The sequence below is a fragment of the Pelomonas nitida genome, from assembly GCF_043555975.1.
GTDB lineage: Bacteria > Pseudomonadota > Gammaproteobacteria > Burkholderiales > Burkholderiaceae_C > Pelomonas > Pelomonas nitida.
On the sequence record NZ_JBIGIA010000005.1, the window covers coordinates 263,537 to 288,292 of the forward strand.

The window sequence follows — 24,756 nt, forward strand, 5'->3', positions numbered from 1 at the left end:
GTCAGTCGAAGAAGGTACCGATGCGCTTGAGGTTACCGAAATTCATCCAGACCAAGAAGGCCTTGCCGACGATGTTCTCGTCCGGCACGAAACCCCAGTAGCGCGAATCCCGCGAGTTGTCGCGGTTGTCGCCCATCATGAAGTAATGTCCCGCCGGCACCTTGCAGGTCACGGCCTCGACTGTGTAACGACAGTTTTCCTGGAACGGGAACGGGCCGTCGGCGCGGTCGGGGTGGAAACTGCGCACCGCGTCCGGCTGCACGAGGATCTGGTGCGGCTTGTCACCGAGCTTCTCGGTGAAACGGGGCCGATACACGCGCGGCGAACCGCTGTCGTCGTAGAAGTTGTCCACGAACTGCGTCGGCTGCAGCTGACCGTTGACGTAGAGCTTCTGGTTCACATAGCTGATCTCGTCGCCCGGGATGCCCACGACGCGCTTGATGAAGTCGGTCGACGGGTCTTCGGGGTAACGGAACACCATCACGTCGCCACGCTTCACGTCGTTGATGGGAATGATCTTCTTGTTCAGCACCGGCAGCCGGATGCCGTAGTGGAACTTGTTGACCAGGATGAGGTCGCCCACGAGCAGCGTCGGCACCATGGAGCCGGACGGGATCTTGAACGGCTCCAGCAGGAAGCTGCGAAACAGGAAGACGACCAGGATCACCGGGAACAGCCCAGCCGTCCAGTCCAGCCACCAGGGCTGCTGCAGGATCTGCTGGCGAGCAGGCTCGATGTCGCCGTCCACGCGGGCGATGCCCTGAGCGGCCAGGGTCTCGCGGCGCTTGGCGTCGTTGTCGAGCAGGTTCTGCGCAGCGGCACGGCGCGCCGGCGCGAAATGGAAACGCTCGGCCAGCCAGTACAGCATGCTGACGGTCGTCAACACGAAGAGCAGCAACGCGAAGTTGCCGCTCCACCGACCGACGTACCAGCCGCCGAGATAGGCCACCAGGGCCGCGTACAAAACACCGGTCAGTGCGCTCATCGAGGAGTTTTTCAAGGCGGGGGAATCCGGCTGTGGGGAGGTTCAGTCGTCGACTTGCAGGATGGCGAGGAAGGCTTCTTGCGGCACTTCCACCGAGCCGATCTGCTTCATGCGCTTCTTGCCGGCCTTTTGCTTTTCCAGCAGCTTGCGCTTGCGGGTGATGTCACCGCCATAGCATTTTGCCAGCACGTTCTTGCGCAGCGCCTTGATGTTCTCGCGCGCGATGATGTTGGCCCCGATGGCCGCCTGGATGGCCACGTCGTACATCTGCCGCGGGATTTGCTCGCGCATCTTGGCCGCCACCGCACGGCCGCGGTACTGGCTCTGGCTGCGGTGCACGATCATGGCCAGCGGGTCGACGCGATCGCCGTTGATCATGATGTCGACCTTCACCACGTCGGCCGCGCGGTACTCCTTGAACTCGTAGTCCATGGACGCATAGCCGCGCGAGGCCGACTTCAGCTTGTCGAAGAAGTCCAGCACGATCTCGGCCAGCGGGATCTCGTAGGTCAGCATGACCTGCTTGCCGTGATAGGCCATGTTGAGCTGCACGCCGCGCTTCTGGTTGGCCAGCGTCATGACGACGCCGACGTAGTCCTGCGGCATGTAGAGATGCACGGTGACGATGGGCTCGCGGATCTCGCGGATGCGGCCGATGTCGGGCATCTTGGACGGGTTCTCGACCTGGATGACCTCGCCGTCGTTCATCTCCACTTCGTAGATGACGCTGGGCGCCGTCGTCACGAGGTCCTGGTCGAACTCACGCTCCAGCCGCTCCTGCACGATCTCCATGTGCAGCAAGCCCAGGAAGCCGACGCGGAACCCGAAGCCCAGCGCCTGGCTGACTTCCGGCTCGTAGCGGATGGACGCGTCGTTCAGGCAGAGCTTTTCCAGCGCGTCGCGCAGCTGGTCGTACTCGCTGGCCTCGGTCGGGTAGAGCCCTGCGAACACCTGCGGCTGGATTTCCTTGAAGCCGGGCAGCGCCTCGGTCGCCGGGCCAGCGTTGTTGGGCAGCTTCTTTTCGAGCGTGACGGTGTCGCCCACCTTCGCGGCGGCGAGCTCCTTGATCCCGCAGATGATGAAGCCCACTTCGCCGGCCTTCAGGCCTTCGCGGTTCTCGCTCTTGGGCGTGAACACGCCCAGATGCTCGATGGGGTAGACCGAGTTGGTCGCCATCATGCGAATGCGCTCGCCCTTGCGCAGCTCGCCGTCGACCACGCGCACCAGCATGACCACGCCGACATAGTTGTCGAACCAGGCGTCGATGATCATCGCGCGCGGCGGCGCGTCGGCGACGCCCTTGGGCGGCGGCATCCTGGCGATGACGGCTTCCAGGATCTCGTCGATGCCCATGCCGGTCTTGGCCGAGCACGGAATGGCGTCTTCGGCGTCGATGCCGATGACGTCCTCGATCTCGGCCTTGGCGTTGTCCGGGTCGGCGGACGGCAGGTCCATCTTGTTGAGCACCGGCACGACCTCGACGCCGAGGTCCAGCGCGGTGTAGCAGTTGGCCACCGTCTGCGCCTCGACACCCTGCGACGCATCCACCACCAGCAGCGCGCCTTCGCAGGCCGACAGCGAGCGGCTCACTTCATAAGAGAAGTCCACGTGCCCCGGCGTGTCGATCAGGTTGAGGTTGTAGACCTGGCCGTCCTGGGCCTTGTACTGCAGCGCCGCCGTCTGCGCCTTGATCGTGATGCCGCGCTCACGCTCGAGGTCCATCGAGTCCAGCACCTGGGCTTCCATCTCGCGATCAGACAGCCCTCCGCAGCGCTGGATGATGCGATCGGCCAGCGTGCTCTTGCCGTGGTCGATGTGGGCAATGATGGAGAAGTTGCGGATGTGGTTCATCTGGTCTTGAGCAGGACACAGCGGCATCGGCCGCTGCGCCGCACGCTAACTTCGCGCAGCGAAGTTAAGCGCGGCAAAGCCGCGCGGCGGAAGGCAAAAAAAAGGCACGTCGAAGAGGCGACGTGCCTTCCAACAAAAGGTATGGCAACTGCTTGTTGGGCTTTCATTGTAGCCAAAAGGGTCGGCCGGGAGGCCGCACCAGCATTGGTTTTCCGGCCGTTGCAGGCCTCCAACAAGGATTTTTAACCACAGCTTATCCACAAGTTCTTGTGGATCGCCTGTGGATCAAATCCGGCCGTTGCCGGCAACCCACGATTGCATCGCCAAACACCCCTAGCGGGGTGACGTCTGGGCGCGATTTTAGCGGGCTGCGCGAACAATCAGCGGCGCGATCGACAAGTTGGCATGCACCAACTTCCGGAATCGGTGGACAACCCAGCCCACCGCCGACGTCGGGCATGCCGCATCGCGGAAAGCCCGAGCGGCCGGCCCTGCTTTCTTCAGGGTTTTGCAGTCGGCTTCAACAAGATGAAGCTAGTGACGTCCTCGCGGCGGACAACGAGGTTCAGCGTCTTGTTCTTGTCGGCCTTGGCCAGCAGCGCCTGGAACGCCTTGACGGACGCGACCTCGGCGTTGTCCAGCGACAGGATCAGATCGCCTTCGCGCAGGCCGGCACGCGCCGCCGCGCCGGTGGCGCTGTCGACCTTGACGCCCGACTTGAGCTTGAGCTCCTTGCGCTGGGCATCGGTCAGGTCCGACACCTTCAGGCCCAGGGCCGCGCTCGGCGCGGCCGCCGGCGCCTGCTCAGGCTCCTCTGCGGCGGCGCCGACCTTCTTGCTGCGCTCGTCTTCGCCGATGGTGACGACGATGTCCTTCGTCACGCCCCGGCGGAACACGGTCAGCGTGGTCTTGGCGCCAGGCTTCACGGCAGCCACGAGGCGACGCAGGTCCGCGGCCTTGTCCACCGTCTTGCCGTCGACCTTGGTGACGACGTCGCCACCTTCCACACCGGCCTTCTCGGCCGGGCTGCCGGCCACCACCGAGCGGATCACCGCGCCCTGCGCCTTGCCCAGCCCGATGGCCTCGGCGATTTCCTTGGTGATGTCGTCGGGCAGCACGCCCAGGTAGCCGCGCACGACGCGACCACCCGCACGCAGCTCGTCGGCCACACGCACGGCGTCGGCGATGGGGATCGCGAACGCGATGCCCATGTAGCCGCCGCTCTGGCTGTAGATCTGCGAGTTGATGCCGATGACCTCGCCACGCATGTTGACGAGCGGGCCGCCGGAGTTGCCGGGGTTGATGGCCACGTCGGTCTGGATCAGCGGCAGCAGATCGCCCGTGTCGCGCTGCTTGGCGCTGATGATGCCGGCCGTCACGGTGTTCTCGAGGCCGAACGGCGAGCCGATGGCCATGACCCACTCGCCCACCTTGGCCTTGCTGCTGTCGCCGACCTTGACGACCGGCAGGCCCGTGGCCTCGACCTTCACGACCGCCACGTCCGAGCGCTGGTCGGCGCCGATGATCTTGGCCTTCAGCTCGCGCTTGTCGGTCAGCGTGACGATGACCTCGTCGGCCCCTTGCACGACGTGCGCGTTCGTCAGCACGTAGCCGTCGGCGCTGAGGATGAAGCCGGAGCCGACGCCACGGCGCGTCGGGCCGTCGTCGTCCGGCGTCGCGCCGCCGCGCGGCGTGCCGCGGCGCTGGTTGGGCACGGGGATGCCGAAGCGGCGGAAGAACTCCTGCATCTGCTCGTCCATGCCGCCCTGGGTGTCGGCCAGCTTGACCTTCTCGGCGGTGCGGATGTTGACCACGGCGGGGCCGACGCGCTCGACCAGTTCGCTGAAGTCCGGCAGCTCGCGCGGTTGCGCGATGGCAGGTGCATGACCCAGCGCGAGCGCCAGAGCCAGGGCAGTGCCGCTCAGCAGCAGGCGCCCGCGCGCGGGGGAAAGACGGTTCTCAGCGTGCATAGGAGATTCCAGAGTCAACAGGCAGCGAAGGATGAAGGAATTTCAGGGTGCCGGGGCGGAAGCCCCGGGCTCGGGCAGCGGGAGCCCCCAGTCGATGATCTCCGGCGTGGCTTGTGCCGGCAATCCTGACTCCAGGGACGCGCCCCAGCCCGGCAGCGTACGGCCCGCCGCCGTTTGCGCAAAGCTCAGCCCGCCAAGCCCTTGCGCGCGCGGTGCCGGGAACGAGGCGGCAGCCAACGTCGGGTCGTCTGTGGCCGGCGGCCGCAGCGCGACCAGCCCGATCGCCAAGGCCACAAAGCTGGCCGCAACGCCCAGCGGCGCGAACCAGTCGCGGCGGCGCGGATGGTCCTCGACGGGCGCCGGCATCTGCGCGTGCAGCGCGTCCAGCAGCGCCTGGGCCGGCCGGTGATGCGGCAGCAGCTCGGCCGAGCGCAAGCCGTCGGCTGCGGCGTGCCACGCGGCCCAGCGCTCGCGCAACGCGGCGTCGTGCGCCCAGGCCGCGTTCACGAGCGCCCACTGCGAGGGCGTTGCCCGCCCGTCCATGACGGCGGAGAGCGCCTGGGTCAGCGCATCGTCGGGGGCGTTCATCGCCAGCCTCCGCCGAGCAGCGGCCGCAGACGGGCGGCCAGGGCCTCGCGCGCACGGAAGATGCGCGAACGCACCGTGCCCGGCGGGCAATCCATCAGGTCGGCAATCTCTTCGTAGCTCAAACCATCCACCTCTCGCAGCAGCAGCGCCCGGCGTTGATCGTCGGCCAGGCCCTCGACCGCCTCGTTCAGCCCCACCGCCAGCTGGCGGCTGGCGAGCAAGGCCTCGGGGGTCGCATCGTCGGTTGGATGCGCGTCGGCGTCGAAAGTTCCCTCGTCATCGTCCAGCGACGTGACCGGACGTTGCCGCGCGCGATGGCGCTGGGCCGTGTTGATGGCGATCCGGTAGACCCAGGTGTAGAAGGCGCTGTCGCCACGAAAGCCCGGCAGCGCGTGGTAAGCCGCCAGGAACGTCTCCTGGCAAAGGTCCGCCACGTCGTCGGGGTCACTCACGCTGCGCGACAACAGCCGCTCCACGCGGCGCTGGTACTTCAGCACCAGCATGTCGAAGGCGGCGCGCCGGCCGGCCTGGGCCTCGCGCACCAGCAGCGCATCGGCATCACGCTCGGACATGCTCATCGAGACAGCGTGGCCGCCGGCGCCGAGAACAGCGTCGCCCGCAAGGCGCCCCAGTGCGCCACCTGCTGGCGGCGCGCCAGCGGCAGCCAGCGAGGCCCAGGGGCCGCTCGCAGCAGCAGCCAGGCGTCGAGATCGATCAGCACGTCAAGTTGCACCTCGGCTTCTGCCGACTGCCCCGGCTCCGCCAGCCACCAGGATTGGCCATCCCAGCGCAGCCGGCGCGGGAGCACCTCGGCAGACCGCCACGCGTGGATGACAACGAAGGGAATGGCCAACAGCAGCGGCCAGGCCGGTGCGTGGTGGCTGAGCAGCCATGCAGTCAGCCCCGCCGCAGCGAGGCCGGCGATGCCGGTCACGACGGCCCGCAGCACGCGCTGCGGCTGCAGTTGCACGACGACCGGCGGCGTGCGGCGCATGGCCTGGGGTTCAGACCCGCTTGAAGATCAGCGTGCCGTTGGTGCCGCCGAAACCGAAGTTGTTCTTTGCGGCGATGTCGATCTTCATGGGCCGCGCCTCGTTGGCGCAGTAGTCCAGGTCGCAAGCCGGGTCCTGGTTGAAGATGTTGATCGTCGGGGGCGCGACCTGATCGCGAATGGCCAGCGCCGTGAACACCGACTCGATGCCCCCCGCGCCGCCGAGCAGGTGGCCCGTCATGGACTTGGTGGAGCTCACGACCATGCGCTTGGCGTGATCGCCGAAGGCCAGCTTGACCGCATTGGTCTCGTTCACGTCACCCAGCGGCGTGGACGTGCCGTGGGCGTTCATGTACTGGACCTGATCGGCGTTGATGCCCGCATTGCGCAGCGCCGCGCGCATGGAGCGCTTGGGGCCGTCAACGTTGGGCGCGGTCATGTGATACGCGTCGGCACCCATGCCGAAGCCGGCCAGTTCGCAATAGATCTTGGCGCCGCGCTTCTTGGCGTGTTCGTACTCTTCGAGCACCAGCACACCGGCCCCCTCGCCGAGGACAAAACCGTCGCGGTCCTTGTCCCACGGGCGCGAGGCCGTGGCCGGGTCGTCGTTGCGCGTGGACAGCGCACGGGCAGCCGCGAAGCCACCGATGCCCAGCTGCGACACCGCGCATTCGGCACCGCCCGCGATCATCACGTCGGCATCGCCGTACTCGATGAGGCGGCCGGCTTCGCCGATCGCGTGCAGGCCCGTCGTGCAGGCCGTCACGATCGCCAGGTTGGGGCCCTGGAAACCGAAGTTGATGGAGACGTGGCCCGAGATCATGTTGATGATCGAGGCCGGAATGAAGAAAGGCGAGATGCGGCGGGGGCCGCGGTTCATCACCTCGGTGTGCGTGTCTTCGATCAGCGGCAGGCCGCCGATGCCCGACCCCACGAGCACGCCGATGCGCTCGGCCTGTTCTTCGGTCAGCTGATCGCCGGTGGGAATGCCGGAATCACGCACCGCCTGAATGGACGCCGCCAGCCCGTAATGGATGAAGGTATCCATGTGCCGGGCTTCCTTGGCGGGGATGTAGTCCTCGATGTTGAAGCCCTTGACCTCACCCGCGAAGTGGCACGCCAGATTGCTGGCGTCAAAGCGGGTGACGGTGGCGATGCCGGAACGTCCGGCGAGGATATTGGCCCAACCTTCGGCAACGGTGTTGCCGACGGGACTGATGAGGCCAAGACCGGTGACGACGACACGGCGACGGGTCATGCGGTGCGGATCAGGGATCAGAGAGTTGCGAGAGAAAGGACTGAGGCGCCAAAAGGCGCTCAGGCCTTCTGGTGCTTGACGGCGTAGTCGATCGCCAGCTGCACGGTGGTGATCTTCTCGGCTTCTTCGTCGGGGATCTCGATGCCGAATTCGTCTTCGAGGGCCATCACCAGTTCCACGGTGTCCAGCGAGTCGGCGCCCAGGTCGGCGACGAAAGCCTTCTCGTTGGTGACGTCGGCTTCCGCCACGCCCAGTTGTTCGGCAATGATCTTTTTGACTCGTGCTTCGATATCGCTCATGACACTCCTCCAGGAGGGGTTTGCAGAAAACAGCCCAGCATTCTACGGGCTCTAGAGTTGCACCCCTAAGTCAGGGGAGCAAGCGGGTGGGATGGCGCTGGTTCAGGCCGTCAGGCCATGTACATGCCGCCGTTGACGTGCAGCTCGCTGCCGGTGATGTAGGCCGCGCCGGGCGAGGCCAGGAAGGCCACGGCCGCAGCGATCTCGTCGGGCGCGCCCAGGCGGCCCAGCGGGATCTGCGACAGCAGCGCGGCCTTCTGGGCCTCGGGCAGCACCTCGGTCATGTCGGTGGCGATGAAGCCCGGCGCGACGCAGTTGACGGTGATGCCACGGCTGCCCAGTTCGCGGGCCAGCGAACGTGTCAGGCCGGCCACGCCGGCCTTGGCGGCGGCGTAATTGGCCTGGCCGGCATTGCCGGAAGCGCCGACGACGGACGTGATGTTGATGATGCGGCCGCTGCGCTGCTTCATCATGGGCTTGGTCGCCGCGCGGGCGAGGCGGAACACCGCCTTGAGGTTGGTGTCCAGCACGGCGTCCCAGTCCTCGTCCTTCATGCGCATGGACAGCGTGTCGCGCGTGATGCCGGCGTTGTTGACCAGGACATGCAAGCCGCCGTCCTTGGCGACGATGTCGTCGACGGCCGCTTGCGAGGCCGCAGCGTCGGTCACGTTCAGCACGATGCCGCGGCCGCCGTGCGGCGCCAAGGCCTCGGTGATGGCGGCGGCGCCGGACTCGGACGTCGCCGTGCCGATGACGCGCCAGCCGACCTGGGCCAGATGCAGCGCGATGGCGCGGCCGATGCCGCGACTGGCGCCGGTGACGAGGGCCGTGCCCAGATTCGTCGGGGATGCAGAGGCGGTCATGGGATCAAGCTCCGAGCAGGGCGCGGGCCTCGGCCAGCGAGGCGGGATCGAACACGCAGGCGGCCTGCAGCTCGGCGTCGATGCGCTTGGCCATGCCGGTCAGCACCTTGCCGGGGCCGGCCTCGATGATGTGGGCGACGCCACGCGCCTTGAGCGCCTGCACCACCTCCACCCAGCGCACCGGGCCGAAAGCCTGGCGATACAGCGCATCGCGCAGCGCGTCGGCGCTGTCGGTCACGGCCACGTCGATGTTGTTGATGACCGGGAACGCAGCAGCCTGGAATTGCACGGACGCCAGCTTTTCCTTCAGCCGCTCGGCGGCCGGCTTCATCAGGCTGGAGTGGAAAGGTGCGGACACCGGCAGCGGCAGCGCGCGCTTGGCACCGGCGGCCTTCAGGATCTCGGCGGCCTTATCGGCGCCGGCCTTGCTGCCGGCGATGACCGTCTGCTTGGGGTCGTTGAAGTTGACGGCCTCGATGGCCTCGCCGGTTTCGGCCGCTGCCTGCGCACAGCCGGCGCGCACGGCGTCACCGTCCAGGCCCAGGATGGCGTACATGGCGCCAGCGCCCACGGGCACGGCCTCCTGCATCGCCTGCGCACGGAAACGCACCAGCGGCAGCGCGTCGGCCAGGCTCAGCGCGCCGGCCGCGACCAGCGCGGTGTATTCACCCAGCGAGTGGCCGGCAGCGGCGACCGGGGTCGCGCCCGTTTCGGCGACGAAGGCACGCCAGGCGGCGATGCCGGCCGTCAGCATGACGGGCTGGGTATTGGTCGTCAGGTCCAGCTGGTCCTTGGGGCCGGCGTGGATCAGCGCGGCGATGTCCTCGCCCAGGGCGGCGGAGGCCTCATCCAGCGTGCGACGGACTTCGGGATGGTCGGCAAAAGCGTCGAGCATGCCGACGGCTTGCGAACCTTGCCCCGGAAAGACAACGGCAAAAGGTGCAGTCATGAAATTCAGCAGATCAGTATTTGAGAAGGGCAGCGCCCCACGTGAAGCCACCGCCCACGCCTTCGAGCATGACGGTGTCGCCACGGCGCACGCGGCCGCTGCGCACCGCCACGTCGAGCGCCAGCGGCACCGACGCCGCCGACGTGTTGCCGTGCTCGTCGACCGTGACGATGAGCTTGTCCAGCGGCATGCGCAGCTTCTTGGCCGTGCCCTGCATGATGCGGATGTTGGCCTGGTGCGGGATGAGCCAGTCGATGTCGGCATCGGTCAGGCCGGCCTTGTCGAGCACCGAGCGGGCCACCTTGTCGAGCAGGCCCACGGCCAGCTTGAAGACGGCCTGCCCGTCCATCTTCAGGAAGGGCGAACCGAGCACCTGACCGCCGGCCAGCGTGCCGGGCGTGCACAGGATGTCGGTATGGCGGGCGTCGGCATGCAGCTCGGTGGCGAGAAGGCCTGGCTCGTCGCTGGCGCCCAGCACCACCGCGCCGGCGCCGTCACCGAACAGCACGCAGGTCGTGCGGTCGCGGAAGTCCAGGATGCGCGAGAACACCTCGGCCCCGACGACCAGCGCCTTACGCGCCGCGCCGCTCTTGATCATCGAGTCGGCCACGCTCAAGGCGTAGATGAAGCCGGAGCAAACCGCCTGCACGTCGAAGGCCGCACAGCCGAACGCGCCCAGCTTCTTCTGCAGCAGGCAGGCCGTGGACGGGAAAACCATGTCGGGCGTGGACGTGGCGACGATGATGAGATCGAGCTCCTCGGCCTTCACACCGGCCGCCGCCAGCGCCGCTTGTGCAGCGGGATACGCGAGGTCGCTGGACGTCTCGTCCGGCGCGGCGAAGTGGCGAGCCCGGATGCCGGTGCGCTCGACGATCCAGTCGTCGGACGTCTCGATGCCGTCGGCCGCGAGTCGATCGGCCAGGGCCTGGTTGGTCACGCGGTCGGCCGGCAGATGACTGCCGGTGCCGAGGATGCGCGAATAACGGGGGGAAAGGTGTCCTGAAGGGCTCATGCGGCCTGGGCGGCGGGCGCCGCCTTGTCTCCGGCATCGGCAGCGCCCGCTTGCAGCGTGGCGACGATGCGATCGTGTACCCGGTCCAGCAGCCGGTTGCGGGCGGCATCATAAGCGCGGGCCAGCGCATTCTCGAACGCGAAGGCGTCGGCCGAGCCATGGCTCTTGAACACCAGGCCGCGCAGCCCCAGCAGCGCGGCGCCGTTGAAGCGCCGGTGATCGACGCGATGCTTGAAGCGATTCAACACCGGCTTGGCCAGCAAGCCACCCAGCAGGCTGAGCCAGTTGCGCCCGAACTCGGCCTTGATGAAGCCGCCCATCATGCTGGCCAACCCTTCGGACGTCTTGAGCATGACGTTGCCGACAAAGCCGTCGCAGACCACGATGTCGGTGGTCCCCTTGAAGATGTCGTTGCCTTCGACGTTGCCGAAGAAGTTCAGCTGACCGGCGGCCCCTGCGGCGCGCAGCAGTTCACCGGCCTGCTTGATGGTCTCGCTGCCCTTGATGGCCTCTTCGCCGATGTTGAGCAGGCCCACGCTGGGCTCCTCGATGCCGTCCACGGCAGACACCAGCGCGCTGCCCAGCACGGCGAACTGCAGCAGGTTCTCGGCCGACGAATCGACGTTGGCGCCCAGGTCGAGCACCGTCGTGAAGCGGCCCGTGGCGTTGGGCAGCACGGCAGCGATGGCAGGCCTGTCGATGCCGGCCACCGTCTTCAGCAGCACTTTGGCCACGGCCATCAGCGCGCCGGTGTTGCCGGCCGACACGCAGGCATGGGCCTGCGCAGCCGCACCGTCAGACCCCTCCTTCAGCTGCTGGATCGCGACACGCATGGACGAATCGCGCTTGCGGCGCAGAGCCACCTCGATCGGGTCGTCCATCGTCACGACCTCGCTGGCGGCCACGATGCGGCAGCGCGGCCAGGCCGCTGCGGCGCTCAGCGCCTCGGGTTTGCCGACGAGGATGAGCTCGGCGGCTGGATGCTTGTCGAGAAAAGCCCGGCAGGCCGGCAAGGTGACCGAGGGACCGTGATCGCCGCCCATGCAGTCGACGGCAAGGCGGACGGGGTCGGGCAAAGGCGCGTGGGTGGTCATCGAAACGAATGCGATTCAGAAAAGACCAAACCCGGCACTGCGCAAAGCACAGGCCGGGTTGGCAGATTCATCGGTACGCACCGCCATCAAGCGGCGCGGTAGCCCCAGGCCTTGGAAAGGCCCAGTCTGGCTCAGGCCGCGTCGGCCTTGCTCTTCAGGACCTTGCGGCCACGATAGAAGCCGGTCGGGCTGATGTGGTGACGCAGGTGCACTTCGCCCGTCGTCGGCTCGATGGCCGTGCCCGGGGTGACCAGGGCGTTGTGGGAACGGTGCATGCCGCGCTTGGAAGGCGACTTCTTGTTTTGCTGAACGGCCATGAAATTCTCCGAAATCTGCGGGGTTTGGGGTTGCGACCCCGGGGAGTGAGAACAACGCTCGAACTCCAGGCCGCAGAAAAGCCCATGAGTATAGCAGCGAATCCCCTTGTCGCCAAGCCAGTTCAACTTGCTCGACGGGCCAAGGCGCCGCGCGCATGACTCGCCTCAGGCGCCGCCGCCCCGCTTGAGCGCTGCCAGCGCCGCGAAGGGATGCGGCGCCGCCTCTTCGTCCTCGACGACAGCCTCATCCGCCGACTGCACCAGCGGCTCCGGGCAGGCCTCGTGCCGAGGCACCAGCGGCAGGGCCAGCAGCAGTTCGTCCTCGACGAGCTCACGCGCGTCGAGGTGGCGCGGCATCGCCAGCACGTCGTCATCGCTGTCCGCGTCCAGCGCCGCAGCCTCGGCCTCGGTGTCGACAAAGCGAATCCACCGATCGACCTCCACGGCCTCATGCACGGGCTTGAGGCAGCGCTGGCAGGTCAGCGCCACCTGCGCGTGCGCCGCCACCTGCAACCAGGCCTGGGCCTTGCCCCCCTTGGGCTGCCGGGTCTCGCCCTGAAGGCTCCAGCGCACCGCAGGCCAGCCGTCGGCAGGCGCTTCGGGCGCAGCGGAATCAGCCAGGCGCGCCAGCGACGCAGCGGGCCATTCGCCCTCCAGGCCGGCGCCGTCATGGATGAAGGCAGCAAGGTCAAGCTTCTCGGGAACAAAGGCACGCGGTTTCATGAACCGAATTTTAGGCGGGTGAAAATGACCGCATGCCTCCGCTGATCCTTGCCTCGACGTCCCGCTACCGCCAGGAATTGCTGGCCCGCCTGCGCCTGCCCTTCGAGGCCATCGCTCCCGATGTCGATGAAACCGCCCTGCCCGGCGAAGCGCCCGCCGCGCTGGCCGAACGCCTGGCGCTGGCCAAGGCACGGGCCGTGGCCGCACGCTTTCCAGGCGCGGTCGTCATCGGCTCCGACCAGGTGGCCGACCTCGACGGCGAAGCCATCGGCAAGCCCGGCACGCACGACGCCGCCGCTCAGCAACTGCGCCGCATGAGCGGGCGGGCCGCGGTGTTCCAGACGGCGGTCGCCATCGTCGCGCCGGGGCTCGCCGCCATCGAGCGCGCCGAGGTGCGCGTGCGACTGCGCGTGCTGAACGACGCCGCCATCGAAGCCTATCTGCTGGCCGACCAGCCCTACGACTGTGCCGGCAGCGCGAAGGTAGAAAGCCTGGGCATCGCGCTGCTGGACGCCGTCGAATCCGATGACCCAACGGCGCTGATCGGCCTGCCGCTCATTCGCACCTGCGCGCTGCTGCGCCGTGCTGGCCTGGAGCCGCTGGCATGAGCACGACCAACAAGGGCCGCCTGATCCTGATGCCCAACACACTGGATTTCGGCGTGGACGATTCGCTGGACCTGCGCGAGGTGCTGCCGCAGCGGGTCATCGACACGGCCGCACGCCTGACGCATTGGGCCGCAGAAAACGCGAAGACGACGCGCGCCCTGCTCAAGCGGGTGGACGCCATCACGCCGCTGGCGCAACCCCTGCAGGCTGTGCAGATCGCCGAGTTGCCTCGCCCACCCAAGGGCGGCAAACCGGCCGGTGACGACAGCGCCGCCTGGCGCGCCCTGCTCTCCCCCGCGCTCTCAGGGCATGACGTCGGGCTGATCTCGGAGGCCGGGCTGCCGGCCGTGGCCGACCCCGGGGCGCGCTTGGTGGCGCTAGCCCATGAGGCCGGCATCGAGGTCGTGCCGCTGTCCGGCCCCAGCTCGTTGCTGCTGGCGCTGGCGGCCAGCGGATTGAACGGGCAGAGCTTTGCTTTTGTTGGCTATTTGCCGGTGGACGCGAGCGCCCGCATGGCGCGCGCGCGCGAGCTGGAGGCCCTGTCGGCCAAGACCCAGCAGACGCAACTGCTGATCGAGACGCCCTACCGCAACGAGGCGATGCGCCAGGCGCTTGTGGCGTCGCTGAAGCCGACGACGCGGCTGTCGATCAGCGTCGGCTTGACGCTACCCGGCGGCTGGACGCGCACCGCGACCGTGGCCGACTGGAAGCGCAGCGGCGACGCCCTGCCCGACCGCATCCCTGCGGTCTTCGCCTTGCTGGCCTAACCCTCGGCCGGCGCGGGCTTCTTGGCGCCGAACAGCGCCGCCACCTGGCGCTTGGGCTTGATGTAGCTCGACAAGCCCTTGACCGGCGACGCGGCCTTCGCCTTCTCCCAGGCCGGCGGCTCGTCGCGCGTGCTGGCCTCGTAGGGCTTGTTGAAGAACGGATCGGCCGGCGGCGCCGGCGCGCGCTGCACCGGGCCGGCCGCGCGCGGCGGCCGATCCGCGCGTTCATAACGCTCCGAACGCTCTGAGGCGTCATCTCGCGTGCGACGCTCGAAACGAGGACGCTCGCTCTCGAGTTCATAGACGTCGAGATCGATGGTGCGCTTGATGAGCTTCTCGATGTCCGCCACGAGGCGGGCGTCGGACTTCGTCACCAGCGTGACGGCAAGGCCCGAGGCTCCCGCGCGCCCCGTGCGGCCGATGCGGTGAACGTAATCCTCGGCGTTGAACGGCACGTCGAAGTTGAAGACCGCCGGCAGGTTGGAAATGTCCAGCCCGCGCGCGGCCACGTCGGTCGCCACCAGCAAGTCCACCTCGCCGCGCTTGAACGCATCCAGCGATTTCAGGCGCTCGTCCTGCGACTTGTCGCCATGCAAGGCCGCCGTGCGCAGGCCGTCGCGCTCGAAGGCGCGGGCGAGACGGGCGACACCCAGCTTGGAGTTGCCAAACACGATGGCCTGGCGGATCGAGCGTTCCTTGAGGATCTGCTTGATGATGGCGCGCTTGTCGTCGTCGGTGGCACTGATGAAGCGCTGCTCGACGGTGGACGCCGTCTGGTTGGGCCGCGCAGTCTCGACGAGGATGGGGTCCTGCAGATAGCTCTGCGCCAGCCGCTTGATCTCGGGCGAGAAGGTCGCCGAGAACAACAGCGTCTGCCGGGCCTTGGGCAGGAAGCTCAGGATGCGCTGCAGGTCGGGCAGGAAGCCGATGTCCAGCATGCGGTCGGCCTCGTCGAGCACGACGTACTCGACCTGGTTCAGCACGCAGTTCTTGGCCTCGATGTGGTCCAGCAGGCGACCGGGCGTCGCGATCAACACCTCGACGCCGGCCTTGAGCGCGGCCGTTTGCGGCTTCATATCGACACCACCAAACACCACCACCGAGCGCAACTGCGTGTGCTTGGCGTACTTCTTGACGTTGTCGGCAACTTGGTCGGCCAGCTCACGCGTCGGCGCCAGCACGAGCGCGCGCACCGGGTGGCGGGCCGGCGACACGCTCGGGTTCTCGTGCTTGAGCATGCGCTGCAACAGCGGGATCGAGAACGCGGCGGTCTTGCCGGTGCCGGTCTGGGCGGCGCCCATGACGTCGCACCCCTGCAGCACGATGGGGATGGCCTTGGCCTGGATGGGCGTCATCGTGAGATAGCCGGAATCGGCCACCGCACGCAGGAGCTTGGGATCCAGGGGAAGGGTGTCGAACCGGGCCGGCGGCGCGGGTTCGGCGTCCGCAGTGGCAGGCACGACGGGGAGGGACGCGTTTTCACTCATAGCCAGTGATTATCGCCGGCCATGCAACGACCGTGGTTTCAGCGCGTCACGACCAGCCACTTGGGCGTCCTGAAGCGGACGATGCGGCGGTACAGCGCCACATAGATCGCGCCAAACAACACCATGCAGGCCGCCATCAGCGGCGTCGAATTCCAAAACAGCAGCGCTGGCACCAGGGAGGTCACGCACAGCATCCACAGATACGGCGCCGTCATCGAATTGCGCCGCGTCATGGCGCGCGCATCCCGGGCACCAATCGCCCAGCGCATGAGGCGGCGGTAGATCAGCGAGTGCAGGTGAATGCCATCCGGTAGCCCGGTCGGCACGGCGCGGATCACCTTGCGGCGGTACATCGAGAACAGCGTCTCGAACACCGGGTAGACGCAGACCATCAGCGGGAACAGCGGCGACACCTCGGGGTTGCGCGCAATCAACAAGATGCCGATCTCGGCGAGATAGAACCCGAGGAAGTAGGCGCCGCCATCTCCCAGGAAGATCAGGCCAGCTGGAAAGTTCCACACGAAGAAGCCCAGGGCCGCCCCCACACCCGCCAGCGCCCACAGCGCCAGCGGGATGTCGCCCACCTGGTAGGCGACATAGGCCATCACCAACAACATCAGGCTGACGCACATGGACGACAGCCCGTTGAAGCCATCGATGATGTTGACCGAATTGGCGACCCCGGCGACGGTGAAGACGGTGGCGATCCACGCGCCAAGCGCCGTCGACACCAGCCAGTCCAGGCCAGGAACGTCGGTCTTCGTGATCGTGGCATCCAGCAGCCAGATGCCCAGGCCGGCAGACACCGCCGTCGCCAGCAAGCGCTTGGCCGGGGAAACCCGCTTGGTCAAGTCCTCCACCAGCCCGGCACCAAAAGCCGGCAAACCGCACAAGAGCAGCAGCGCCCCAAATTTCCAGTCCGCCTTGTTCATCAAGGCCGCCACGCCGATGCAGCACAACAGCCCCGAAAACATCCCCGCTCCGCCGATACGAGGAACCGGTGTGGCATGGAACTTTTGCGGACCGGACAAGTCCGCATCGGCAGACAAATGCGCGTGACTTCGGGACGAGTGGATGACCAGCAAGGTCACCGCCGCTGCGATGAAGAACGACACGAGTAGATAGAGCATTGGGCGAAGTTTAATGATCAGCCGGGCCGGCCACCACCGGCTGGCCTCTAGAATTCGCCGCCGTTTCCCTGGGGCCCAGTGTCGCTGCCGCCCAGCCTTACGCGGACCACCTACGAATGATCGATTTGCGTCTGACTCTAATTTCCGGCCTGATTGCCACGACCCTGCTGGGCGGCCTCACCCAAGCCCACGCCACCGGAGACACGCTCGACGACGACGGCGGCACCGCAAGCACTGGCCCCATCCGGCTCGGCACGCGATCGGCGACCAACTCAGACGAGCCGTCGCGGGCATCCAACAGAGACGAGGCGACGCGCCTCTCCGGCAGAGACGAGGTGAGCAGCAGCGGGCGCACCCGCTCCGGCCTCCCACCCAAACCCACGGCGAGCGAATTTGAAACCTACGCCAGCCAACTGGCGGGCACCCCCATCGAGCGGCTCGGCAGCGACCTGATGCTGTCTGCGTCCAGCGCGGGCAACCTCGAGGCCAATCGCCAGGTGCCACCTGACTACGTCGTCGGCTTGGGCGACGAAATTCAGTTGACGCTGTGGGGCTCCGTCGACGCAGACCTGAGACTGACGGTTGACCGGTCCGGCCGCATCACCATCCCTCGCGTCGGGCCCGTCGTGGTCGCTGGCGTCCGCCAAGCCGAGTTGAACGATCTCCTGACCCGCCGCATCGGGCAGGTGTTCAAGAACTTCCAGCTGAGCGCCGGTCTCGGCCGCCTGCGGGGCATTCGCTTTTACGTCACCGGGTTTGTCGCCAAGCCCGGGGCTTACACCGTCAGCAGCCTGGCCACGGTGATGACCGGCCTGGCCCAATCTGGCGGCCCCTCTGCAGCGGGCAGTTTTCGCAACATTGAACTTCGCCGCAACGGCGCCGTCGTCGGACGCTTCGACCTCTACAACCTGTTGATCAATGGAGACAAGACCGGCGACCTGCCCTTGCAGGCCGACGACGTGCTCCACATCGGCCCCGTCGGCGCGCAGGTGGCCGTGATCGGCAGCGTGAACAAGCCGGCCATCGTCGAACTGAAGCCATCGGATTCCATCGACGACGCCCTCGCCTACGTCGGCGGGCTGTCCACGGTTGCCGACGCCACGCGCCTCACCATCGAACGCCTGAGCGACAGGAATGACCGTCGCGTTGCTGAACTCGAGCTGCCGCGAGACGGCAGCCTGAAAGTTGGCAATGGCGACGTGCTGCGCGCCTTCAACGGCGTGACCGCCGCACTGCCCCAGGCCAAGCAATACAAACGCATTCGCGTTGAAGGCGAAGTGGCCCGACCTGGCGACTACGTGCTGCCGCCAACGAACACCCTTGCCGACGCCGTTCAGGCCGCCGGCGGTTTTACGAGCCAAGCTTTCGTGTTCGGCACCGAGTTCACTCGTGAAAGCGTGCGCAAGGTGCAGGAAGTCCAATACGACCGCGCACTGCGCGATCTGGAAACCGACTTCACCCGCAACACCTCGTCGCAAAAGGTCACGACGGCAGAAAACGCTCAGGCGCTGACGCAAAGTCAGATCAACACCAGCCGCCTCATCGAACGCCTGCGCTCGATTCGCCCCACGGGCCGGATCGTTCTGGACATGAGCGTGTCGGCCTCAAGCCTTCCCAGCCTGCCCATCGAAGATGGTGATCGCCTCTACATTCCGCCTCGCCCCAACACCGTCGGCATCTTCGGCAGCGTGTTCAACGGCGGCAGCTATTTGCTGAAATCCGAAGATTCCGTTGACGACGTCCTGCAACTGGCCGGCGGCCCGACACGTGGCGCCGACACAGAAAGCATCTTCGTGATCCATGCCAATGGCTCGGTACTGAGCGCCCGAAGCACCGGCGGCGGATGGCTCAGCTTCGGCTCACCCATGCGCAATGCCAAAGCATTGCCCGGAGACACCGTCTTCGTACCGGAAGAAATGAACAAGACCTCATTCATGCAAGAAGCGAAGGACTGGACGCAGATCCTCTATCAGTTCGGGCTGGGTGCTGCCGCACTGAAGACCATCAAGAACTGAGCCACAAGCATGCAACCAGAAATCCAGCCGACCGAGATGGGCATGCAAACCTATGCAGAAGTCGATCAAGACGGGATCAGCCTAAGCGAAATCTACGAGGCGACTCGCCCACACTTGCTGAAGGCGGCCATCCTGTCCATTTCAGCGGGCGTCCTCGCCTACGGCGTTGCGCTATTGCTTCCGCCGACGTTCACAGCCCGCACGTCCATCATCAGCCCACAGCAGCAGCAAAATTCCGCAGCGGCAGCCTTAGCCTCGCTCGGCGCGCTCGCTGGATTTGGCGGCGGCGCCGTTAAAAGCCCCGCTGACCAATATGTCGCCATCATGCAAAGCGAGACCGTCAGCAACCGCCTGATCGACCGCTTCAAGCTGATGGACGTGTACGAGGCAAAGTATCGCGTTGACGCGCTGAAAGCACTCGGCAGCAATGTGCGCATCAGCGCCGGAAAAAAGGACGGCCTCATCACCGTCGAGGTTGACGACAAAACTGCTGAGCGCGCCGCGCAGATTGCCAACGCCTATGCAGAGGAATTGCGCTGGGTGAGCAACAACATGGCATTGACTGAGGCGCAGCAGCGACGCAGCTTCTTTGAACAGCAGTTGAAGCAGACCAAGCAAGATCTGCTGAACGCTCAACTGCGCGTACAAAAGACTGGCTTCACATCCGGCGCGCTTAAGAGTGAACCGAGGGCGGCAGCTGAGTCTTACGCCCGCACAAAAGCAGAAATCTCAGCCGCTGAAATCCGAATGGCCATGCTGCGTAAGACTTTGACGGAGAACGCACCGGAAGTACAACAGCAGGCATCCGTACTTGGCAGCTTGCGCACTCAGCTCGCGCAATTGGAGCAGCCGACAAATTCGCCCACGAGTCAGGACTACGTGTCTGCGTTCCGGGAATTCAAATATCAGGAGGCGTTGTTCGACATCTTCGCCAAGCAGTTTGAAGTGGCAAAACTGGATGAAGCCCGCGACGGCACCCTCGTTCAGGTTCTGGATCCCGCCGTGCCACCAGAACGAAAAAGCAAACCGAAACGCTCCATGATCGCCGCCAGCTCAGCCCTGTTGGCGGGGCTGCTGTCGGTCGTCATTTTTGCCTGTCGCGATCTGCGCCGGCGTCGAGTTCCGGCTGCCAACGGGATCGCAGCATAGCCCACCGAGTTTGACGTGCTAAAGTCGCATCTGTTCACCGCCTGAACAAATGCCCTTTGACGGATCCAACCCAGCCTGAGAACGAGCTTGACTACGCCTTGTTGCGGCAGCTCGAAACCAGAACCGACAGCAATCAGCGCGATCTCGCCAAGCGGCTGGGCGTCAGCGTCGGCAAGGTCAACTTCTGCATGCGAGCCGTGATCGACAGGGGTTGGGTAAAGGTCAACAACTTCCGCCGTGCGGACAACAAGCTGGCGTATGCCTACTTGCTGACTCCGAGCGGCGCAGCCGCGAAAATGCGCATGGCCCGTAAGTTCTTGGCGATCAAAGAACAGGAGTTCGAGCAGCTCCAACGGGAAATCGATGCGCTGCGACACGAGGTTTCGGATGACGATGGCGGCCAAGCCGCCTGAGACAAGTACATAAAAAGAATCATAGGTAGGAATCCGGGATGCACATCGTCACCATCAGCAGTGGCAAGTCGTATGAGGCCAAGGCCGGGGAAGCCCTGCTGGACGCCGCGCTACGCCAGGGTGTGGTGCTGGATTACAGCTGCCGCACCGGCCGCTGCAGCTCGTGCAAGGGTCGCGTGCGCTCCGGCGAGACCGTCGCCAAGCATGACGAGCTGGGGCTGAGCGCCGAGGACAAGGCCAACGGCTTCATCCTCACCTGCGTGCGCGAAGCCTGCGGGCCCGTCGAACTCGAGATCGGCGATCTCGGCGACGTCGTGCTGCCCGAGGCCAAGACCCTGCCTTGCCGCATCCAGTCTATCGAACGACTGTCCCACGACGTCGCACGCGTGACGCTGCGCCTACCGCCGACCGCGGCGCTGGACTTCCTACCCGGTCAGTACATCGACGTCATTGGCGCTGAAGGCCTGCGCCGCAGCTACTCGGTAGCCAATGCGCCGCGCGCAGACAAACTCATAGAGCTGCACATCCGCGAGGTGCCGGACGGTGCGATGAGCCGCTACTGGTTCCAACATGCCGAAGCCAACGACCTGTTACGCTTGCGCGGACCGTTGGGCACCTTCTTCCTGCGCGGCCAGACGGGCAAGGATCTGGTGCTACTGGCAACGGGCACGGGTATCGCGCCGGTGAAGGCCATCCTCGAAGGTCTCGCGACGCATTCGGCGGAGGCCCAGCCGCGTAGCGTGACCGTCTACTGGGGCGGCCGTCATCGCGAGGATCTCTACTGGCAGCCAGGCGGTTTTGACTCGCTCACCGCCTTCCGTTTCGTCCCGGTGCTTTCACGCGCTACGGATGGTTGGACGGGCGAGCGCGGCCATGTACAAGACGTGATGCTGCGCCAGCACCCCGATCTGGCGGACACGCTGGTCTACGCCTGCGGCTCCGACGCCATGATCCACGGCGCACAGGCAAAGCTGCATGCAGCCGGGCTGCCCGAGCGCCAATTCCATTCCGACGCCTTTGTGTGCTCGGCCGCGACCTGACCGTCAATCTTCTCGATCCAACGATCCCGATCCGATAGGACCTTCCCCATGAAAGCAGTGATCCTGGCCGGCGGCCTCGGCACCCGACTGAGCGAAGAGACGGCCACCCGTCCAAAGCCGATGGTCGAGATCGGCGGCAAGCCGATCCTGTGGCACATCCTCAAGATGTACTCGCATCACGGCGTGAACGACTTCGTGATCTGCTGCGGCTACAAGGGCTACGTCATCAAGGAGTACTTCGCCAACTACTTCCTGCACATGTCCGACGTCACCTTCGACATGCGCAGCAATCGCATGGAAGTCCATCACAAGCGCGCCGAGCCATGGAGCGTCACGCTGGTGGACACCGGTGACGAGTCCATGACCGGCGGCCGCCTGCGCCGCGTGGCGGACTACGTGCGCAACGAGGAGGCCTTCTGCTTCACGTACGGCGACGGCGTCGGCGACATCGACATCGGCGCGACGATTGACTTCCACAAGAGCCACGGCAAGGCCGCGACCCTCACCGCCACGTATCCGCCGGGCCGTTTCGGCGCGCTGGACATCCACGACCGTCAGGTGAAGAGCTTTAAGGAGAAGCCCAAAGGCGACGGCGCCATGATCAACGGCGGCTTCTTTGTGCTCTCGCCGCGCGTGCTGGACTATCTCTCCAGCGACGCGGACATCTGGGAACAGGAGCCGCTGCAGGGCCTGGCGGCCGACGGCCAGCTAATGGCCTGCGAGCATCAAGGTTTCTGGCAACCGATGGACACGCTGCGCGACAAGCACTTGCTGGAAGAGCTGTGGGCATCCGGCAAGGCACCGTGGAAGCAGTGGGACTGACCCGACCATGCAGCAGACCAATCCCGAGTTCTGGCGCGGCAAGCGCGTCCTGCTGACTGGCCACACCGGCTTCAAGGGCAGCTGGCTGAGTTTGTGGCTGCAGTCCATGGGCGCAAACCTGCGCGGCGTGGCCCTGGCCCCGCCCACCGAGCCGGCACTGTTCGACGTCGCCTGCGTGGCCGACGGCATGGAGCACCGCATCGCCGACATCCGCGACTTCGCTGCGGTGAACGCGCAGATGGACGAGTTTCAACCGGAGATAGTCATCCACATGGCGGCCCAGCCGCTGGTGCGGCTGTCCTATCACCAGCCAATCGAGACCTACGCCACCAACGTGATGGGCACCGTGCACGTGCTCGAGGCGGCACGCCACGCCGGCTCGGTCAAGGCCATCGTCAACGTCACGACGGACAAGTGCTACGAGAACCGCGAGTGGGTCTGGGGCTACCGCGAAGACGAGCCCATGGGCGGCCACGACCCCTACTCCAACAGCAAGGGCTGCGCTGAACTGGTCAGTTCGGCCTACCGCAAGTCCTTCCTGAAGGATGCCGGCATCGCGATGGCCACGGCCCGCGCCGGCAACGTCATCGGCGGCGGCGACTGGGCGCTGGACCGGCTGCTGCCGGACATCCTGCGCGCACTGCAGGACAAGCAGCCGGTGCTGATCCGCAACCCGCACGCGATCCGCCCGTGGCAGCACGTGCTGGAGCCGCTGTCGGGCTATCTGTTGCTGGCCGAGCGCCTGTACACGCACGGCCAGGCCGACGCCGAGGGCTGGAACTTCGGCCCGCGCGACGAGGACGCCCGCCCCGTGCAATGGATCGTCGAGCACCTATGCGAGTCCTGGGGCGATGGCGCTTCCTGGACGCTGCAGCCAGGCAACCATCCCCACGAAGCCAGCTTCCTGAAGCTGGACATCTCCAAGGCGCGTCAGCGTCTGCAATGGGCACCGCGCTGGTCGCTCGATACAGCGCTCAAGCACATCACCGACTGGCATCAGGCCTGGCTTTCTGGCCAGGACATGCGCGCCCTCTGCCTGAATCAAATCTCTCAATACCGATCCGACGTATGACCACCTCCACCGTCAACTTCCAGCCGCAGCTCGACAAGCTGCGCAGCCAGATCAGCGAGCTGGTCCAGCAATACGCCGACATCGCCTACGCCCCCAAGCCCTTCGTGCCCGGCCAGAGCGCCGTGCCGGTCTCGGGCAAGGTGATCGGCGCCGGTGAACTGAAGATGATGGTCGACGCCTCGCTGGACGGCTGGCTCACCACCGGCCGATTCAACGCCATGTTTGAACAGCGCCTGGCTGCCTTCCTGGGCGTGAAGTACCTGATCACGGTGAACTCCGGCTCGTCGGCCAACCTGGTGGCCTTCTCGGCGCTGACCAGCCCCAAGCTGGGCGAGCGCGCGATCAAGGAGGGCGACGAGGTCATCGGCGTGGCGGCCGGCTTCCCAACCACCGTCAACCCGATCGTGCAGTTTGGTGCCGTGCCGGTGTTTGTTGACGTCGACCTGGCCACGCACAACATCGATGCCAGCAAGATCGAGGCGGCCATCACGCCCAAGACCAAGGCCATCATGCTGGCCCACAGCCTGGGCAATCCGTTCAACCTGGACGTGGTGACGGCGCTGTGCAAGAAGTACAAGCTGTGGCTGGTCGAGGACTGCTGCGACGCACTGGGTGCGACCTACAACGGCCAGATGGTCGGCACCTTCGGCGACATCGGCACGCTGAGCTTCTACCCGGCCCACCACATCACCATGGGCGAAGGCGGCGCAGTGTTCACCAACAACGCCGAGCTGAAGCTGATCGCCGAGTCCTTCCGCGACTGGGGCCGCGACTGCTACTGCCCGCCCGGCAAAGACAACACCTGCGACAAGCGCTTCTGCTGGACCAAGGAACAGCTGGGCGGCGACCTGCCGGACGGCTACGACCACAAGTACACGTACAGCCACCTGGGCTACAACCTGAAGATCTCGGACATGCAGGCTGCCTGCGCGCTGGCGCAGATGGACCGCGTCGAGGAATTCATCGCCAAGCGCCGCGCCAACTTCGCCTACCTGAAGGCCAAGCTGGCCGGCGTGGCGGATTTCCTGCACCTGCCGGAAGCGACGCCCAATTCCGAGCCCTCGTGGTTCGGCTTCCCGCTGATCGTCAAGGACAGCGCCGGCGTAAAGCGCGCGGACCTGATCGACTTCCTGGAGGAGAACAAGATCGCCACGCGCCTGCTGTTCGCCGGCAATCTGACGAAGCAGCCCTACATGGCAGGTCGCAACTACCGCGTCAGTGGCGATCTCACCAACACCGACGTCGTGATGAACCAGACCTTCTGGCTGGGCACCTTCCCGGCGCTGGGCCAGGAGCAACTGGACTACATCGCCGGCAAGCTGGACGAGTTCTTCGGCGTGAACTTCTGATCCG

At 66.1% G+C, this 24,756-nt stretch carries 25 protein-coding genes; 9 read left to right on the top strand and 16 right to left on the bottom strand.

Annotated elements, in window-relative coordinates:
- Nucleotide 1 precedes the first annotated feature (1 nt).
- From lepB to ACG00X_RS08660, 14 genes are all read right to left on the bottom strand, one after another.
- Entirely contained in the window at nucleotides 2-985 is a 984-nt protein-coding gene (lepB, locus tag ACG00X_RS08595) for a signal peptidase I (RefSeq protein ID WP_394487691.1), read from the bottom strand.
- A 42-nt stretch (nucleotides 986-1,027) separates the two neighbouring features.
- Complete coding sequence (gene lepA, locus ACG00X_RS08600) at nucleotides 1,028-2,836, bottom strand: translation elongation factor 4 (protein WP_394487692.1); 1,809 nt, start codon at nucleotides 2,834-2,836, stop codon at nucleotides 1,028-1,030.
- 500 nt (nucleotides 2,837-3,336) lie between these two features.
- Nucleotides 3,337-4,806, bottom strand: a complete 1,470-nt coding sequence (locus ACG00X_RS08605; RefSeq protein WP_394487694.1) for a DegQ family serine endoprotease — start codon at nucleotides 4,804-4,806, stop codon at nucleotides 3,337-3,339.
- Between the two features lie 42 nt (nucleotides 4,807-4,848).
- Nucleotides 4,849-5,394 carry an RseA family anti-sigma factor gene (locus ACG00X_RS08610; RefSeq protein WP_394487696.1) on the bottom strand — a complete coding sequence of 182 codons (546 nt, stop codon included), beginning with the start codon at nucleotides 5,392-5,394 and terminating at the stop codon, nucleotides 4,849-4,851.
- On the bottom strand, nucleotides 5,391-5,966 hold the full coding sequence (locus tag ACG00X_RS08615; protein WP_394487780.1) for a sigma-70 family RNA polymerase sigma factor: 576 nt from the start codon (nucleotides 5,964-5,966) through the stop codon (nucleotides 5,391-5,393). Before ACG00X_RS08615 ends, ACG00X_RS08610 begins: the two co-directional genes overlap by 4 nt.
- Before the next feature lie 2 nt (nucleotides 5,967-5,968).
- On the bottom strand, nucleotides 5,969-6,388 hold the full coding sequence (locus ACG00X_RS08620) for a hypothetical protein (protein WP_394487698.1): 420 nt from the start codon (nucleotides 6,386-6,388) through the stop codon (nucleotides 5,969-5,971).
- 10 nt (nucleotides 6,389-6,398) lie between these two features.
- Nucleotides 6,399-7,643, bottom strand: a complete 1,245-nt coding sequence (gene fabF / locus ACG00X_RS08625) for a beta-ketoacyl-ACP synthase II (protein ID WP_394487700.1) — start codon at nucleotides 7,641-7,643, stop codon at nucleotides 6,399-6,401.
- Between the two features lie 59 nt (nucleotides 7,644-7,702).
- Entirely contained in the window at nucleotides 7,703-7,942 is a 240-nt protein-coding gene (gene acpP, locus ACG00X_RS08630) for an acyl carrier protein (RefSeq protein WP_056204266.1), read from the bottom strand.
- A 110-nt stretch (nucleotides 7,943-8,052) separates the two neighbouring features.
- The gene (fabG, locus tag ACG00X_RS08635; RefSeq protein WP_394487702.1) at nucleotides 8,053-8,805 is read right to left on the bottom strand and encodes a 3-oxoacyl-ACP reductase FabG; all 753 of its coding nucleotides are present in this window, start codon (nucleotides 8,803-8,805) and stop codon (nucleotides 8,053-8,055) included.
- A 4-nt stretch (nucleotides 8,806-8,809) separates the two neighbouring features.
- A complete protein-coding gene (gene fabD, locus ACG00X_RS08640) occupies nucleotides 8,810-9,754 on the bottom strand; it encodes an ACP S-malonyltransferase (RefSeq protein ID WP_394487703.1) in 945 nt (314 codons plus the stop codon).
- A 13-nt stretch (nucleotides 9,755-9,767) separates the two neighbouring features.
- Nucleotides 9,768-10,766, bottom strand: coding sequence for a beta-ketoacyl-ACP synthase III (locus ACG00X_RS08645; protein WP_394487704.1), 999 nt, complete (start codon nucleotides 10,764-10,766; stop codon nucleotides 9,768-9,770).
- The gene (gene plsX / locus ACG00X_RS08650; protein ID WP_394487705.1) at nucleotides 10,763-11,860 is read right to left on the bottom strand and encodes a phosphate acyltransferase PlsX; all 1,098 of its coding nucleotides are present in this window, start codon (nucleotides 11,858-11,860) and stop codon (nucleotides 10,763-10,765) included. The genes ACG00X_RS08645 and plsX overlap by 4 nt, the downstream gene beginning before the upstream one ends.
- A 131-nt stretch (nucleotides 11,861-11,991) precedes the next feature.
- A complete protein-coding gene (gene rpmF / locus ACG00X_RS08655) occupies nucleotides 11,992-12,177 on the bottom strand; it encodes a 50S ribosomal protein L32 (RefSeq protein ID WP_056876082.1) in 186 nt (61 codons plus the stop codon).
- Nucleotides 12,178-12,342: 165 nt separating this feature from the next.
- Nucleotides 12,343-12,900, bottom strand: a complete 558-nt coding sequence (locus tag ACG00X_RS08660) for a YceD family protein (protein WP_394487706.1) — start codon at nucleotides 12,898-12,900, stop codon at nucleotides 12,343-12,345.
- A 32-nt stretch (nucleotides 12,901-12,932) separates the two neighbouring features.
- Between ACG00X_RS08660 and ACG00X_RS08665 the strand changes: the two genes are divergently transcribed.
- Both ACG00X_RS08665 and ACG00X_RS08670 read left to right on the top strand, forming a co-directional pair.
- A complete protein-coding gene (locus ACG00X_RS08665) occupies nucleotides 12,933-13,508 on the top strand; it encodes a Maf family nucleotide pyrophosphatase (RefSeq protein WP_394487707.1) in 576 nt (191 codons plus the stop codon).
- On the top strand, nucleotides 13,505-14,275 hold the full coding sequence (locus ACG00X_RS08670) for an SAM-dependent methyltransferase (protein ID WP_394487708.1): 771 nt from the start codon (nucleotides 13,505-13,507) through the stop codon (nucleotides 14,273-14,275). The genes ACG00X_RS08665 and ACG00X_RS08670 overlap by 4 nt, the downstream gene beginning before the upstream one ends.
- Here ACG00X_RS08670 and ACG00X_RS08675 read toward each other — a convergent pair.
- Complete coding sequence (locus ACG00X_RS08675; RefSeq protein ID WP_394487709.1) at nucleotides 14,272-15,762, bottom strand: DEAD/DEAH box helicase; 1,491 nt, start codon at nucleotides 15,760-15,762, stop codon at nucleotides 14,272-14,274. The two genes, ACG00X_RS08670 and ACG00X_RS08675, sit on opposite strands and share 4 nt — an antisense overlap.
- 38 nt (nucleotides 15,763-15,800) lie before the next feature.
- Nucleotides 15,801-16,877 (bottom strand): MraY family glycosyltransferase, encoded by a 1,077-nt coding sequence (locus ACG00X_RS08680; RefSeq protein ID WP_394487710.1) that lies wholly within the window; start codon nucleotides 16,875-16,877, stop codon nucleotides 15,801-15,803.
- Nucleotides 16,878-17,008: 131 nt separating this feature from the next.
- On the opposite strand from ACG00X_RS08680, the gene ACG00X_RS08685 reads away from it, so the two are divergent.
- The 7 genes from ACG00X_RS08685 to rfbH are packed head-to-tail and all read left to right on the top strand — an operon-like array spanning nucleotide 17,009 to nucleotide 24,752.
- Nucleotides 17,009-18,907: an SLBB domain-containing protein gene (locus ACG00X_RS08685; protein ID WP_394487711.1), complete on the top strand. Its 1,899-nt coding sequence runs from the start codon at nucleotides 17,009-17,011 to the stop codon at nucleotides 18,905-18,907.
- Between the two features lie 9 nt (nucleotides 18,908-18,916).
- Nucleotides 18,917-20,056 (top strand): GumC family protein, encoded by a 1,140-nt coding sequence (locus tag ACG00X_RS08690; RefSeq protein ID WP_394487712.1) that lies wholly within the window; start codon nucleotides 18,917-18,919, stop codon nucleotides 20,054-20,056.
- A 56-nt stretch (nucleotides 20,057-20,112) separates the two neighbouring features.
- Nucleotides 20,113-20,469, top strand: a complete 357-nt coding sequence (locus ACG00X_RS08695) for a MarR family EPS-associated transcriptional regulator (protein ID WP_394487713.1) — start codon at nucleotides 20,113-20,115, stop codon at nucleotides 20,467-20,469.
- A gap of 38 nt (nucleotides 20,470-20,507) precedes the next feature.
- Nucleotides 20,508-21,509 carry an FAD-binding oxidoreductase gene (locus ACG00X_RS08700; RefSeq protein WP_394487714.1) on the top strand — a complete coding sequence of 334 codons (1,002 nt, stop codon included), beginning with the start codon at nucleotides 20,508-20,510 and terminating at the stop codon, nucleotides 21,507-21,509.
- Nucleotides 21,510-21,557: 48 nt separating this feature from the next.
- A complete protein-coding gene (gene rfbF, locus ACG00X_RS08705) occupies nucleotides 21,558-22,331 on the top strand; it encodes a glucose-1-phosphate cytidylyltransferase (protein ID WP_394487716.1) in 774 nt (257 codons plus the stop codon).
- Between the two features lie 7 nt (nucleotides 22,332-22,338).
- The gene (gene rfbG / locus ACG00X_RS08710; protein ID WP_394487717.1) at nucleotides 22,339-23,403 is read left to right on the top strand and encodes a CDP-glucose 4,6-dehydratase; all 1,065 of its coding nucleotides are present in this window, start codon (nucleotides 22,339-22,341) and stop codon (nucleotides 23,401-23,403) included.
- Nucleotides 23,400-24,752, top strand: a complete 1,353-nt coding sequence (gene rfbH / locus ACG00X_RS08715; protein WP_394487718.1) for a lipopolysaccharide biosynthesis protein RfbH — start codon at nucleotides 23,400-23,402, stop codon at nucleotides 24,750-24,752. The genes rfbG and rfbH overlap by 4 nt, the downstream gene beginning before the upstream one ends.
- The last annotated feature ends 4 nt before the right edge of the window (nucleotides 24,753-24,756 follow it).

Bases quoted from the DNA above. Each gene is read 5' to 3' on its own strand.
- lepB (WP_394487691.1), bottom strand. From the start codon at position 985: ATGAGCGCACTGACCGGTGTTTTGTACGCGGCCCTGGTGGCCTATCTC.
- fabG (WP_394487702.1), bottom strand. From the start codon at position 8,805: ATGACCGCCTCTGCATCCCCGACGAATCTGGGCACGGCCCTCGTCACC.
- lepA (WP_394487692.1), bottom strand. From the start codon at position 2,836: ATGAACCACATCCGCAACTTCTCCATCATTGCCCACATCGACCACGGC.
- ACG00X_RS08690 (WP_394487712.1), top strand. From the start codon at position 18,917: ATGCAACCAGAAATCCAGCCGACCGAGATGGGCATGCAAACCTATGCA.
- fabD (WP_394487703.1), bottom strand. From the start codon at position 9,754: ATGACTGCACCTTTTGCCGTTGTCTTTCCGGGGCAAGGTTCGCAAGCC.
- ACG00X_RS08645 (WP_394487704.1), bottom strand. From the start codon at position 10,766: ATGAGCCCTTCAGGACACCTTTCCCCCCGTTATTCGCGCATCCTCGGC.
- rpmF (WP_056876082.1), bottom strand. From the start codon at position 12,177: ATGGCCGTTCAGCAAAACAAGAAGTCGCCTTCCAAGCGCGGCATGCAC.
- ACG00X_RS08620 (WP_394487698.1), bottom strand. From the start codon at position 6,388: ATGCGCCGCACGCCGCCGGTCGTCGTGCAACTGCAGCCGCAGCGCGTG.
- ACG00X_RS08700 (WP_394487714.1), top strand. From the start codon at position 20,508: ATGCACATCGTCACCATCAGCAGTGGCAAGTCGTATGAGGCCAAGGCC.
- rfbF (WP_394487716.1), top strand. From the start codon at position 21,558: ATGAAAGCAGTGATCCTGGCCGGCGGCCTCGGCACCCGACTGAGCGAA.
- ACG00X_RS08610 (WP_394487696.1), bottom strand. From the start codon at position 5,394: ATGAACGCCCCCGACGATGCGCTGACCCAGGCGCTCTCCGCCGTCATG.
- acpP (WP_056204266.1), bottom strand. From the start codon at position 7,942: ATGAGCGATATCGAAGCACGAGTCAAAAAGATCATTGCCGAACAACTG.
- ACG00X_RS08685 (WP_394487711.1), top strand. From the start codon at position 17,009: ATGATCGATTTGCGTCTGACTCTAATTTCCGGCCTGATTGCCACGACC.
- ACG00X_RS08660 (WP_394487706.1), bottom strand. From the start codon at position 12,900: ATGAAACCGCGTGCCTTTGTTCCCGAGAAGCTTGACCTTGCTGCCTTC.
- plsX (WP_394487705.1), bottom strand. From the start codon at position 11,860: ATGACCACCCACGCGCCTTTGCCCGACCCCGTCCGCCTTGCCGTCGAC.
- ACG00X_RS08665 (WP_394487707.1), top strand. From the start codon at position 12,933: ATGCCTCCGCTGATCCTTGCCTCGACGTCCCGCTACCGCCAGGAATTG.
- fabF (WP_394487700.1), bottom strand. From the start codon at position 7,643: ATGACCCGTCGCCGTGTCGTCGTCACCGGTCTTGGCCTCATCAGTCCC.
- ACG00X_RS08615 (WP_394487780.1), bottom strand. From the start codon at position 5,966: ATGTCCGAGCGTGATGCCGATGCGCTGCTGGTGCGCGAGGCCCAGGCC.
- rfbG (WP_394487717.1), top strand. From the start codon at position 22,339: ATGCAGCAGACCAATCCCGAGTTCTGGCGCGGCAAGCGCGTCCTGCTG.
- ACG00X_RS08670 (WP_394487708.1), top strand. From the start codon at position 13,505: ATGAGCACGACCAACAAGGGCCGCCTGATCCTGATGCCCAACACACTG.
- ACG00X_RS08605 (WP_394487694.1), bottom strand. From the start codon at position 4,806: ATGCACGCTGAGAACCGTCTTTCCCCCGCGCGCGGGCGCCTGCTGCTG.
- ACG00X_RS08675 (WP_394487709.1), bottom strand. From the start codon at position 15,762: ATGAGTGAAAACGCGTCCCTCCCCGTCGTGCCTGCCACTGCGGACGCC.
- rfbH (WP_394487718.1), top strand. From the start codon at position 23,400: ATGACCACCTCCACCGTCAACTTCCAGCCGCAGCTCGACAAGCTGCGC.